Origin of the sequence: Paenibacillus sp. JNUCC32, from assembly GCF_014863545.1 — a bacterium.
Classification (GTDB): Bacteria; Bacillota; Bacilli; order Paenibacillales; family Paenibacillaceae; genus Paenibacillus_AQ; species Paenibacillus_AQ lautus_A.
The window spans coordinates 223,555-235,264 of the sequence record NZ_CP062260.1 but is presented as its reverse complement, the minus strand read 5'-3'; the positions used below and the strand labels follow the sequence as shown (position 1 = coordinate 235,264).

Genomic DNA, 11,710 nt, shown 5'->3' with positions numbered 1-11,710 from the left:
TTACGCGTCTTGACCTACAGTTTCATCGGTAATACCCAGCTCTTCCTTGATCCAGTCGTAACCTTCCGCTTCCAGACGCTCAGCCAGCTCAGGGCCGCCGGATTTCACGATGCGCCCTTGCATCATAACGTGAACGTAATCTGGCGTGATATAGTTAAGCAAACGCTGGTAGTGGGTAATGATCAAGAAACCGCGCTCTTCGGACTTCATGGCATTTACGCCGTTCGCCACGATTCTCAAAGCATCGATATCCAGACCGGAGTCGATTTCGTCAAGCACGACGATTTTCGGATCCAGCATCATCATTTGCAGAATTTCATTACGCTTCTTCTCACCGCCGGAGAAGCCTTCGTTCAGGTAACGGTGAGCAAACTCGGGATTCATCTCGAGCTCTTTCATTTTGCCTTCCATTTGACGAATGAACTTGATCAGGGAAATCTCGTTGCCTTCGCCGCGGCGTGCATTGATGGAGCTGCGCAGGAAATCGGAGTTCGTCACGCCGGCGATTTCGCTCGGATATTGCATGGCCAGGAACAGGCCTGCGCGTGCGCGCTCGTCTACTTCCATCTCCAGCACGTCTTCATCGTCTAGGAATACTTTACCTTCGGTTACTTCATATTTAGGATGACCCATCAACGCGGAAGCCAACGTACTTTTACCCGTTCCGTTTGGTCCCATGATGGCATGAACTTCTCCGCCCTTCATCTCAAGGTTGATCCCCTTCAGGATCTCCTTGCCTTCGATCGTTGCTTTCAATCCTTCAATGACAAACTTGGTTGACATATTAGATTCCCTCCGTTGAATAGGTAGTGTATTTGTTGTCCCATATGATAACAGGATTGTACGCCCTGATTTCATAAAACAAAAAGTGATTCTTTATTTATAATCATTCTAAACTGATTATCAATGATTCTCAAGCCATTTTATAATAAAAAATGACGTATTTCAACCGGACAAGCCTTTTGGAGACAACATTCGGACAACTGTAACCATTAAAAACAGGCTTGGCCGATTAACCGGCCAAGCCTGTTTCATTCTGCCCTTTTCATCCGCCGTATATGCTGATGCTCCCCGTGTCGCCACAGCATCTAGGCAACGGCGTAAGCCGCGCGTCGTCAGACGGTGTTGGGGGACACATAAGCTATGAGGACTCGTTAACAAGCTGCCTCAAGCTGCAGCGAATATACGGAATGAATGGGGATATCATTCTATAGGAATCACGCTTTATCCAAGGTATGAGCGCAGCATCCACATATGCTTCTCGAGATCGGCCTTGAACCCGGTGAACATGTCCGCTGTCGGCGCATCTCCGGCTTCCTCGGCCATTTCGATGCCTTCCGCCAATTCCTCGGACACGGTAGCAAAGTCCTCGACCAAGGCCTGTACCATGCCGCGGGTATCCTCGTTGCCGGAGGCCTCCTGAACGGTCGCAAGCTCCAGATATTCTTTCATCGTTGCAGCCGGCTTGCCTTTGATCGAAAGCAGGCGTTCCGCAACCTCATCCATTTTAAGCGTGATTTCGTCATAAAGCTCTTCGAATTTAACATGAAGGGAGTAGAACTGCTCTCCGGTTACATACCAGTGATAGTTGTGAAGTTTGACGTAGAGCACGTTGAAGTTCGCAACCTGCTGATTGAGCAATTGCTCCAGACTTGCGTTTTTCGTTTTTCCTGCAGCTTTGCCAGATGTAGTTTTTGCCATGGTTTATCCCTTCCTTTTCTATATGAAATGCACCCTGTACTGCGTCAAAGGAACATTCGGCAGATCGGTGTATCCCCATTGTAACTGGAACCATCTGCTAATGCTATTCCTTCATTAATATATGAGTACATCCTGTGCTTGGGCGTCTATTTGTAGTTTACCCTCAGGACTGCGAAGCGAATCAGGTTCGGCTAACCTTGAGACTTGCCAAAAAATTATACAAAATTCGCGAAAAAACGTTATACTAGGTAATACCAAGCAAAAAAGTTGGCTTTGTTTTTTCTTCTATTATATTTGGGGGTGACCATCCATGTCTGCATATCATCCGCTGAACGCGGACGAAGCGATACAATTAGCTAAAAGTATACCGGGCCGGTTCCCGGACCATGCCGAACTCGAATGCCGCGAAATCGGCGACGGCAATCTCAATCTGGTGTTTCATGTCACCGCCAAAAATACGGCTGATAGTATCATTATCAAGCAAGCTGTTCCTTATGCAAAAGTCGTAGGCGAATCCTGGCCGCTGTCTCTCGACCGCGCGCGCATCGAGCGTCTCGCCCTGGAGACGGAGTACTCCCTGTGCCCTGACCTCGTGCCAAAAGTATACGGCTATTCGGATGAGCTCGCCTACACCGTGATGGAAGACTTAAGCGAATACACCATCATGCGCAAAGGCCTTATCGAAGGCATCGCCTATCCGAACTTCGCGGAGCATATCGGCCGGTTTTTGGCCAGAACCCTGTTCTATACGTCGGATCTGGGCATGAACCAGCAGAAGAAGAAGGAACTTGCCGGCCGTTTCGTTAATCCGGATCTATGCAAAATTACCGAGGACTTAATCTTTGAGGATCCATACCGCGAATCCGCCAACAATAACTATGAACAGAGCATTGCCGATGAAGCGGAAGCCCTTCGCGCCGACCTGCCGCTTCACTTCGAAGTCGCGCTGCTGCGCCATAAGTTTCTGACCCATGCGCAAGCTCTGCTCCACGGGGATCTGCATACGGGCAGCATCTTCGTCACGCCGGAATCCACCAAGGTGATCGACCCGGAATTCGCTTATTTCGGCCCGATGGGATTCGATATCGGCGCGGTGATCGGCAACCTCCTGCTCAACTACGCGGCACAGCCGGGCTGGAGCGGGGACGAGCAGACGCTGGCCGCCCGGGAAGCCCGACTCCTCGAGATGGCGAGCAGCGTTTGGAACCACTTCGAGAACAACTTCCGCTCGCTGTGGAACGATGATCTCTTGGACGAGATGTCCCGCACGCCAGGCTATCAGGACCATTATGTGTCGCAGATTTTGAAGGATGCCGCAGGATTCGCTGGCTGCAAAATGATTCGGCGCATCGTCGGATTGTCCCATGTTGCGGACATCGACACCATAGCGGACGATAAGGCCAGAGAAGCTGCACAGCGCAAAGCGCTCGCCATCGGCAAAAATCTCGTGCGCCATCACCGCAGCATCAAGTCCTTCGAGGACATACTGACCTTGATCACGCAAGCATCCAAAGGAAATGAGGTATCGATATGAGCGGTATGACTACCGGCAATACCAGCACCTATGAACCGCTAAGCTCGGTTTACTGGGGAGGAGACCATCTGGTCCTTCTGGATCAGCGCTTGCTCCCGGAAGAGATCGTCTATCTTAAGCTCTATACGCCAGAGGAAGTCTGGGAAGGGATTCACTCCATGAAAGTCCGCGGCGCACCGGCGATCGGCATCGCGGCAGCATTCGGCGCCGTTCTCGGGGGAATGCAGGTGGAAGCCGATGGTCGCGAGGATTGGCTTCAGCAAGTCGCAAAAACCTGCGCTTATCTCGCAACGTCCAGACCGACGGCCGTCAATCTGTTCTGGGCGCTGGACCGCATCAAGCTTGCAGCCGAGAAGCTGGCGGCTTCGGATCTCGACACGGCTGGTCTGAACGCGGCGCTGCTCGCCGAAGCCGAGGCCATCCGGTCCGAGGACGAGGATGTATGCCGCCGCATCGGCGAGAACGCGCTGCCGTTCTTCCGGGACGGCATGGGCGTGCTCACCCACTGCAATGCGGGGGGATTGGCGACCGCCAAATACGGGACCGCCCTGGCGCCAATGTATCTGGCCCATGAGCAGGGCCTGAACATCAAGGTGTTCGCGGATGAAACGAGACCCGTTCTGCAAGGTGCCCGCCTAACCGCCTTTGAACTCCAGCAGGCCGGCATCGACGTCACGCTGCTGGCAGACAACATGGCCGCCATGGTCATGTCCAAAGGTTGGATACAAGCGGTTATCGTCGGTACGGATCGCGTAGCCGCAAACGGCGATGTCGCCAACAAAATCGGTACGTATGGGGTCGCGGTCCTGGCGAAAGCCCATGGCATTCCTTTTTATGTGGCGTGCCCGTTGTCCACGATCGACCTGAATACGAAGACGGGTGCCGATATTCCGATTGAGGAGCGGCCGGCGGAAGAAATCACGGAAGGTTTCGGCAAGCGCACCGCACCACAAGGCGTCAAAGTGTACAACCCTGCCTTCGACATTACGCCGAACGAATACGTGACGGCGATCATAACGGAAAAAGGCGTCGTGCAAGCACCTTACGAAGAGAGCTTGAAAAACTTATTCTAATAAGCCGCTGCAAGATTTCACGCCATCAACGAACAAACGGACAAAAGGCCCCCGCCGATTGTCCGTTTGTTCTCTTTGATGGCGTTTCGGCGCATTTTTTTCCCTGTGAAGCTGACAAAAGCATCGCTTATCTCATTAAAAAAAGAGCGATCCGCACCGGAATCACTCTTGTACCGCTTAAGCCTGCTGGGCTCAGATCATCCGCAGGATCGCATCCTTGCAGGCGAGGCCGGGATGGATGCCCCACTTCTCCGCCTCCAAGGTTACCGATTCCAGCGGTGCCTCCAGCAGCTGCTCCAATGTGCGAACCCCAACGGCTCTCCCGGCAATAATCTTGCGGTCTGCAAGCTGTTCGTTCAGAAGGCCCACATCGAGGGCACCGCACATAATATAACCGCGGGAAGTGTATACAGCCAGCAGCGTAGTTTTCGGAAGTTTGACCTCGACGCCCATAACGGTATGTCCTTCAATCTCGATCGGCAGTAAAGTCACCAATATAAACAATCCTCCCCTCACATCGGCTTAGAATTATGTTTATTCTCTTTGAACCGACATGGTGCGAATGTCTCTGATATTGCGCAAGGGCGCCTTATGTATATGGTGCGAACGTCTCTCGATTTAATAGAATAAAAATGAAATATCCGTGACATTAGGACTATGAAAATTCGAAAATTATGGTATATTTGATTCAGAAGAAAACCTTGAAAGCTGGTGAATGATAAAAGCTATGAACACAATTCCTGTCACCGATGATAACGGCTTTTTATTCAACGTTGATATTCTGGTCAAGAGTCCCTCCAACGCACTGGCTTTGCAATATTTGCTGGAAATGCTGAACGACAAGGCCGAAGTCGTCGATTTCCGGATTAAGTCCGGAATGGAGCTTGGAGAAATCATCAACACCTTGGTCCAAGCCAAGAAAGATTCCGTTATTAGCAAGGCCTCCCGGAAGATGGCTTCTTCCACGACTCAGCATGAGAAACCTGCTCCGCCTGCGATATCCTCGCCGGAAAAAAAGATCGCTGCAAGCGCACCTCCTGTCCAAACTCCACTCGCCGGAAATGATCCCTTTGAATGGATTAAAGTATACAGTAAGGACAATCGCCTTGTTCGCCTGACAACCAACCGCCATGGTAAGCAGACAAGTCTCCCCTGCCGCATACTCAACTATGACGAAAGCAATTTCCTGGTCAACGTCTATCATGTCGATGAGAAGCAGGTATATACCTTCAAACTCAATGAAATCGACGAGTTCAGCGTGAGCTGAGTCGGCAGTATATTATAGGTATGTAAAAACGGCATCGCCGCCCTTTATCAGGGATCGGTGAAGCCGTTCTTTTTTTTGAGTGCTAGTTTTTACGGGACAGCGCCGAGGACATCAGGATCAGCCAGCCTGCGATAAAGGATACGCCGCCGATCGGCGTAATCGCCCCTAGCCATTTGATGCCGGATATACTTAACACGTAGAGACTGCCGGAAAAAATAACGGTTCCCGCGATGAATAAAGCCCCCGCCCAAAACAGCTTCCGGGATTCGCCCAGCACCTTGGCCACAATCCCCGTAATCAGGACCGCCAATCCGTGTATCATATGATAGTGGACGCCCGTCTCATAGGTGGCAAGCTCGTCCGGCGTAATGATATCCTCCAGCATATGGGCGCCGAATGCCCCAATGGCGACGGATAATGCCATCAGGATCGAGCCCCATGCGATGAAAGCACGACTCATGTTCTTTTCAACCCCTTTTGTCAGCGGACACCCGTGTCCATATGTAATCATGTTAAGTTTAACGGATTCGCGTACGCTTTTCCACCGGCGTGTAAGCGCTTTGGACTTGATTTCAGGGCCATTTTGTGAAAGATTAATAAGGATGTCTTTTATTTGGAAACCCTGCATGGACCCATTAAGAATGAATCTCAAGTTAGGAGCGATTATGTACATGGATCAACAATCACCTTCCTCCCCATCCGAGGGGCAAGATTCGCCCAAGCGACCAAAAACCACCTTCATTCCTCCCGAGGACAGAAAGAACTCCCGATTCGGCATTGCATCATTCATTCTGTCGATCGTGACGCTGCTTGGTTATATTCTGCTCGGCGCGCTCGGCACCACGATGATTGAACCTTACATGACGGAAAACGGGCCGATCCTGGAGCCGACGCAGGAAACGCTTGAAGCGATGACCACGCTGGCGGCCGTTTTCATTCTCGTGATGATCATCAATATCGTCGGCCTGGCGCTTGGCATTGTCGGCTGCTTCTCTAAGACACGCAAGCGTGCCGTCGCCGTCATTGCCACCATCGTGAACGGCGTAGTCATCGTCACCATCGGCGCCCTTTTCCTATTCGTATTAAGCGCATAAGGATTACGTACCAGGACACTTGCCTGATCCATTTCAGGTTAAGTGTCTTTTTCATGGCAAACACGGATTCACACTCACATATCGCTCTTTCTCCCGAATATAATGAGATACTACAGCCGAAAAGACGGCAACCGTGTCAAGGCTACACTTGGGAGGTGACTGTCCGTGCAAAATGAAGACGCTCTGTCGTTTGTCGTATCCCGTGAAGACTGGTCGCTGCACCGCAAAGGCTATCAGGATCAGGTACGTCACCAGCATAAAATTCGCGAAGTGATCAAACGCAACCTGCCCGACCTTATTACTGAGGAAAACATTATTTTGTCCGACGGAAAGCAGATCATTAAAGTTCCGATCCGAAGCCTTGACGAATACCGTTTCATCTACAATTACCAGAAGCAAAAGCATGTCGGTCAAGGCGACGGTGACAGTCAGGTTGGGGACGTCCTTGGACGCGACCCTTCAGCGGCCCAGCCCGGAAAAGGAGAATCGGCCGGTGACCAGGCGGGACAGGATATTGTGGAAACCGAGGTCAGCCTGGAAGAGCTGGAGAATATGCTGTTTGAGGAGCTGGAACTCCCGCTGCTGCAGCCCAAGGATAAAGAGCAGATCGAGACGGAGTCCATCGTGTTCAACGACATCCGCAAAAAAGGCATCATGTCCAACATCGATAAAAAACGCACCATCCTCGAGAATCTGCGCCGCAATGCGAGGGACGGCAAGCCCGGCATCCACGGCATCAGTCCGGACGACCTGCGCTACAAAACCTGGGACGACACCGTCATACCGGAATCCAATGCGGTCATCATCGCCATGATGGACACTTCCGGCTCCATGGGTTCCTTCGAGAAATACTGCGCGCGCAGCTTTTTCTTCTGGATGACCCGTTTCCTCCGCAAGCAGTACGAGAAGGTGGAAATCGTGTTTATCGCCCACCATACCGAAGCGAAGGAAGTGACCGAAGAGGAGTTCTTCACGCGCGGCGAAAGCGGGGGTACGATATGTTCATCGGCGTATCAGAAGGCGCTGGATATCATTCATCACCGGTACCCTCCTTCCAAATACAACATCTATCCCTTCCATTTCTCGGACGGCGATAATCTCACATCCGATAATGAACGCTGCGTCAAACTCATCGGGGAGCTGCTGAAGGTGAGCAACATGTTCGGTTACGGCGAGGTCAATCAATACAATCGCAGCAGCACGCTGATGTCGGCGTATAAAAATATCAAGCTGGACCAATTCATGTACCATGTCATAAAGGACAAAGGGGAAGTGTACGAGGCGCTCAAGACCTTTTTTCGGAAACGGCAGGCAGCCGCTACCTGATTCTAAAGTCGATAAGTGAAAGAAAAAAATAAATATCGGATGATCTGGACACTGGAGGAGGCAGGGACCTCCTCTTTCTTATGGCCTCCTGCGATACGGCTAACAGCCCGTTGCCGAATAATGGATATGTCAAGCATAACGGCTTGTCATTTCAAATGAAAAATCTGTCTTATTATTGACATCACAATGTAGCCGTAGGTTCATTTTTTTGTCACCTTCTGTTTTTCCAAGGATGGTAGTATTAGCTATGACATCTTGTTGCAGGATATTACAGGATTCGATAACGTCTCCTGCATATGAAATATCCTCCTATAAAGGAAAGGGAAGGTTTACCATGTTCCAAATGACACATCGACTATCCAGCACCCAGACGTTTGAGAATATGTCCTACATATTATCGCAGCGGCTGTTACAGGGCGGCATGAGCGCAGATCCCTCGAGAGGAGTGATCTTCCGTGCCGATATCCGATAAACCACATTCACGTTACATGCCCGGTCTTGACGGATTGCGGGCCCTCGCATTAATCGGTGTGATGGGATACCACTGGAATTTTGGTTTTGCAGGCGGCGGGTTTCTGGGGGTAAGTTTATTCTTCGTATTGTCCGGTTACCTCATTACGGATATTTTGGCTTCGCAATGGCATCATCATAGACGGATTGATCTCAAAGATTTTTGGATACGGAGATTCCGGCGTCTCCTGCCGGCGATGCTGCTCATGCTGTTCATCCTTGTGGTATGGGTAACGCTGTTCGACCGGTCAAGATTGGCTACGCTTCGAAGCGAAGTGCTCGGAGCGGTTACGTACATAAGCAACTGGCAGTTTATTTTTCAGCAGCAATCCTATTTTGAATCATTTGGCCCGCCTTCTCCGCTGGGGCATTTCTGGTCGCTAGCGGTGGAAGAACAGTTCTACCTGCTGTGGCCGGTTATCATGCTGGCGGCGCTCAAGCTGTTTCCCCGCCGAGGGCAGCTCTTTGCGTTCATTGCCGCCGGTGCCGCGATTTCCGCGCTCCTCATGGCCGTGATCTATCAGCCGGGCGACGATCCGAGCCGGGTTTACTACGGCACGGATACCCGGGCGTTCGGCCTGCTGATCGGAGCGGGGCTGGCCATCGTATGGCCCAGCTGGAAGCTGTCCTCCCGCGCTTCAAGAAGCATCCGCTATAAACTCAACATGACTGGCGCCGCGGCAATGCTTATCCTTCTCTACATGATGTGGCAGGTGGACCGTTACGACGCATTCCTGTATCAAGGAGGCATGTTCCTCTTTTCCTTGGCTGCTGCCGTGCTCATAGCGGTGCTGGCCCACCCTGCGGCTTCCATCAGCCGCTTGTTAAGCTGGAAGCCGCTGCTGTGGATCGGCGTTCGTTCCTATGGCATCTACTTATGGCATTACCCGGTCATGATCCTGACCTCGCCTGATTCCGGCGCTAGCGATCTCAGTTTGCTTCAGACTGCGCTGCAAATCACCGCAAGCGTTCTGCTGGCCGCGCTATCCTGGAAGTATGTCGAAGAACCGATACGGCATGGCGGGCTTAAAAAATTATGGCTTAAAGCCCGCTCGCTTCGCCGCCGCCCCGCTTCGATTTCGTTAAGAGGCTGGATCGTGTCCCTGAGCTCTCTTATGCTGATCGGCATATTCTGTTCGGGGATGATGAGCAGCGTGTCCTCTGCAAGAACGGTGGGCGATATCGCTGCCATGCTGAACATCGATGACCCTGCTCCGGAGGAAGCGGTTCAGACTCCAAGCACCGAGTCTGCTATGGCCGAACCGCCTCAACCGGTTGGCACGAACGGAGACAACGCAGCCCCTCCTGCCGTAGAGCCATCGAAACAACCGGATACGGTGAAGGAGCCGAATTCTAGGGATGAAGGGGCTAAGGCTCCGCTTTCGGATGGAGCAACGGACTCTGGAAATAACGACGCCGGTGCTGATGAGAACGAAGTGCCGGACCCAGCGGCAGAGAACAACCAAGACGTCCAAGACAAGCAAACCGGCGGAGAAAGCGATCCTATGGATAAAGCCGACTCCGGGAAACCGATTCCGGATCAACCGGATGACGATAAGACTGGCGAGCCGAATGGGGATCAGGTCGATAAGCCGGATACATCCAAGGACCCGGGAAGCGGAACTCCCGGCGGCAAGAACGATCCTGCCAAGCCGACGACGAAGCCGGAGCAGCCACCGGTAACCAAGTCCGCCATCACGGCCATCGGGGATTCGGTTATGCTCGGGGTCTCCCCTTATCTCGAAAAATCGCTGCCCGGCATTCACATTGATGCGGTGATTGGCCGCCAAATGCGCCAGGCCGATGAGCTGATTCCGGCCCTGAAATCCCAAAATCGGATTGACGGCGGCATTGTCATCATCGGGCTCGGAACCAACGGGGCCTTCTCGCAAAAGGATCTCGATTCCCTGCTGGGCCCTCTGAATTCGGCCAAACAGATTCTGCTTATCAATACGCGCGTTCCGCGCGATTGGGAACAGAACGTTAACGGCATGCTCGCCAAAGCAGCCGAACGGAACCCGAAAGTTACGCTGGTGGATTGGTATTCGGCCAGTAAGGATCATCCGGAATACTTCCGGTCCGACGGCGTCCATCTGGAGCCGGAAGGTGCCGAGGCCTACACATCCATGCTGCTTCAAGCCATCAAGAAATAAACGGATTGTCCTGATTCTTGCCATCATTCATTCTCATATCGTCGACCTGATCTCATCATTTGATGAGACAGGTCGACTTTTTAGTTATATACGTATTCGCAAGCAGCAATATGATATAATTCGGTTACTTAATCTCATCATTTCTTAATAGAAGGCGGTGTCCTGGCATATGAACAATATCGTGACAATGAAATGGCTGCTGGCTAGACTCTATGAACCGGATCTGGTCATCGTCGACTGCCGTTTTGCCCTCGGCAAACCGGAAAGCGGCCGAGCCACATACGAGGAATCGCATATTCCGCGGGCGGTTTACCTCGACCTGGAGAAGGACCTCTCCTCCCCCATTACCGAGCATGGCGGTCGCCATCCCCTGCCCGACCTGGATCACCTTGCACAACGTCTTGGCCAGTCCGGCATTCAAAGCAGCAGCCGCGTCGTGATCTACGACGACCAGGGCGGAGCCATGGCCAGCCGACTATGGTGGCTGCTGAAATATACCGGCCACGAGCAAGCTTATGTATTGGATGAAGGGTTTACGGCTTGGAAGAACGCTTCGTATCCGGTAACGGACGAACAGCCGGTCGTCATTCCGGTTACATATGGCATCAACCTTAAGCCGGATAAACTGGTCCGCGTCGATGAAGTACGCAAGGCTTCGCAGCAGGGTAGCAAAACGCTCATCGATTCCCGAGAGCCGCGCAGATATGCCGGATTGGAGGAGCCCATGGACACCAAAGCCGGGCATATTCCGGGTGCTGTGAACTATTTCTGGAAAGGCGTCCTGGATGATTCCGGACATTGGAAGGATGCGGAAGCGATCCGCGAGCATTTCTCGGACATCCCGCAAGATGCCGAGATCATTGTATACTGCGGCTCCGGCGTCACCGCTTGTCCGAACGTGCTAGCCCTGGAGGAAGCCGGGTACGGCAACGTAAAGCTGTACGCGGGCAGCTGGAGCGATTGGATCAGTTATGAGGAGAACCCGGTGGCGACGGGGGAAGAATCACTAGGTTGAAATCGGGAAAAGCCCGCTATGGTAGCGGGCTTTTAAT

Annotated in this window: 11 protein-coding genes; 7 read left to right on the top strand and 4 right to left on the bottom strand. The window is 52.3% G+C overall.

Annotated elements, in window-relative coordinates:
• Together sufC and JNUCC32_RS01095 are read right to left on the bottom strand one after the other, a co-directional pair.
• Nucleotides 1-783, bottom strand: a complete 783-nt coding sequence (gene sufC / locus JNUCC32_RS01100; protein ID WP_015737018.1) for a Fe-S cluster assembly ATPase SufC — start codon at nt 781-783, stop codon at nt 1-3.
• A 441-nt stretch (nt 784-1,224) separates the two neighbouring features.
• On the bottom strand, nt 1,225-1,701 hold the full coding sequence (locus JNUCC32_RS01095) for a Dps family protein (protein ID WP_009595811.1): 477 nt from the start codon (nt 1,699-1,701) through the stop codon (nt 1,225-1,227).
• A gap of 310 nt (nt 1,702-2,011) precedes the next feature.
• On the opposite strand from JNUCC32_RS01095, the gene mtnK reads away from it, so the two are divergent.
• Both mtnK and mtnA read left to right on the top strand, forming a co-directional pair.
• Complete coding sequence (mtnK, locus tag JNUCC32_RS01090; protein WP_192570826.1) at nt 2,012-3,235, top strand: S-methyl-5-thioribose kinase; 1,224 nt, start codon at nt 2,012-2,014, stop codon at nt 3,233-3,235.
• A complete protein-coding gene (mtnA, locus tag JNUCC32_RS01085) occupies nt 3,232-4,308 on the top strand; it encodes an S-methyl-5-thioribose-1-phosphate isomerase (protein WP_192570825.1) in 1,077 nt (358 codons plus the stop codon). Before mtnK ends, mtnA begins: the two co-directional genes overlap by 4 nt.
• Nucleotides 4,309-4,500: 192 nt before the next feature.
• On the opposite strand, the gene JNUCC32_RS01080 is transcribed toward mtnA, so the two are convergent.
• Entirely contained in the window at nt 4,501-4,803 is a 303-nt protein-coding gene (locus JNUCC32_RS01080) for a YunC family protein (protein WP_192570824.1), read from the bottom strand.
• A gap of 232 nt (nt 4,804-5,035) precedes the next feature.
• On the opposite strand from JNUCC32_RS01080, the gene JNUCC32_RS01075 reads away from it, so the two are divergent.
• Nucleotides 5,036-5,575 carry a hypothetical protein gene (locus JNUCC32_RS01075; RefSeq protein ID WP_228468857.1) on the top strand — a complete coding sequence of 180 codons (540 nt, stop codon included), beginning with the start codon at nt 5,036-5,038 and terminating at the stop codon, nt 5,573-5,575.
• A gap of 82 nt (nt 5,576-5,657) precedes the next feature.
• Here the strand turns inward: JNUCC32_RS01075 and JNUCC32_RS01070 are convergent, their stop codons facing one another.
• Nucleotides 5,658-6,035: a DUF423 domain-containing protein gene (locus JNUCC32_RS01070; RefSeq protein WP_009595784.1), complete on the bottom strand. Its 378-nt coding sequence runs from the start codon at nt 6,033-6,035 to the stop codon at nt 5,658-5,660.
• Between the two features lie 211 nt (nt 6,036-6,246).
• On the opposite strand from JNUCC32_RS01070, the gene JNUCC32_RS01065 reads away from it, so the two are divergent.
• From JNUCC32_RS01065 to JNUCC32_RS01050, 4 genes are all read left to right on the top strand, one after another.
• A complete protein-coding gene (locus JNUCC32_RS01065) occupies nt 6,247-6,669 on the top strand; it encodes a hypothetical protein (protein ID WP_228468856.1) in 423 nt (140 codons plus the stop codon).
• Between the two features lie 165 nt (nt 6,670-6,834).
• The gene (gene yhbH / locus JNUCC32_RS01060) at nt 6,835-7,995 is read left to right on the top strand and encodes a sporulation protein YhbH (protein WP_096776342.1); all 1,161 of its coding nucleotides are present in this window, start codon (nt 6,835-6,837) and stop codon (nt 7,993-7,995) included.
• 455 nt (nt 7,996-8,450) lie between these two features.
• A complete protein-coding gene (locus JNUCC32_RS01055) occupies nt 8,451-10,658 on the top strand; it encodes an acyltransferase family protein (protein WP_192570823.1) in 2,208 nt (735 codons plus the stop codon).
• A gap of 169 nt (nt 10,659-10,827) precedes the next feature.
• Complete coding sequence (locus JNUCC32_RS01050; protein WP_192570822.1) at nt 10,828-11,673, top strand: sulfurtransferase; 846 nt, start codon at nt 10,828-10,830, stop codon at nt 11,671-11,673.
• Nucleotides 11,674-11,710 lie beyond the last annotated feature (37 nt).

Coding starts and splice junctions, on each gene's coding strand:
- sufC (WP_015737018.1), bottom strand. CDS start 783: ATGTCAACCAAGTTTGTCATTGAAGGATTGAAAGCAACGATCGAAGGC.
- JNUCC32_RS01095 (WP_009595811.1), bottom strand. CDS start 1,701: ATGGCAAAAACTACATCTGGCAAAGCTGCAGGAAAAACGAAAAACGCA.
- mtnK (WP_192570826.1), top strand. CDS start 2,012: ATGTCTGCATATCATCCGCTGAACGCGGACGAAGCGATACAATTAGCT.
- mtnA (WP_192570825.1), top strand. CDS start 3,232: ATGAGCGGTATGACTACCGGCAATACCAGCACCTATGAACCGCTAAGC.
- JNUCC32_RS01075 (WP_228468857.1), top strand. CDS start 5,036: ATGAACACAATTCCTGTCACCGATGATAACGGCTTTTTATTCAACGTT.
- JNUCC32_RS01070 (WP_009595784.1), bottom strand. CDS start 6,035: ATGAGTCGTGCTTTCATCGCATGGGGCTCGATCCTGATGGCATTATCC.
- JNUCC32_RS01065 (WP_228468856.1), top strand. CDS start 6,247: ATGGATCAACAATCACCTTCCTCCCCATCCGAGGGGCAAGATTCGCCC.
- JNUCC32_RS01050 (WP_192570822.1), top strand. CDS start 10,828: ATGAACAATATCGTGACAATGAAATGGCTGCTGGCTAGACTCTATGAA.